This is a genomic window from Salinispora sp. H7-4 (assembly GCF_013416675.1).
In the GTDB taxonomy this organism is placed as follows: Bacteria; Actinomycetota; Actinomycetes; order Mycobacteriales; family Micromonosporaceae; genus Micromonospora; species Micromonospora vitiensis.
Genome location: NZ_JABZED010000011.1, coordinates 2,375 through 2,831 on the forward strand (window position 1 = coordinate 2,375; position 457 = coordinate 2,831).

General features: G+C 68.7%; 1 pseudogene. It reads left to right on the top strand.

What is annotated here, in order from left to right:
* Nucleotides 1-457, top strand: a pseudogene (locus H0524_RS24620) (M23 family peptidase); the annotation flags it as partial.

Below are 457 nucleotides of genomic sequence, written 5' to 3' on the forward strand. Positions count from 1 at the left end.
ACCTCGACACGGGTCAGGTCACGGGTGGGGTGTGGCCCGGTGGAGCGTTCGTCGGGAACCCGCACGCCTTCGTGCACCGCGACCAGCAGCACATCTTCGGCCGCACCGCCTCCGGCGGACTGATCCACTGGTACTGGTGGCCGGGGATCAGCCCCAGTACCGACGACTGGGGTGTCACCTCGGGTGTGGCCTCAGACCCGACGGGATTCTCCTATCGCGGAAACCAGCACCACGTGTTCTTCCGCAACAACGACGGCGACCTCGCGCACCGGTTCTTCGACGACCCGTCGGGCACCTTCGGAGGCGATGTCTGGCCGGGCGGAGCGTTCGTCGGGAACCCGCACGCCTTCGTGCACCGCGACCAGCAGCACATCTTCGGCCGCACCGCGTCGGGAGACCTGGTGCACTGGTACTGGTGGCCCGGGATCGACCCCGGCGTGGACAACTGGGGTGCGCG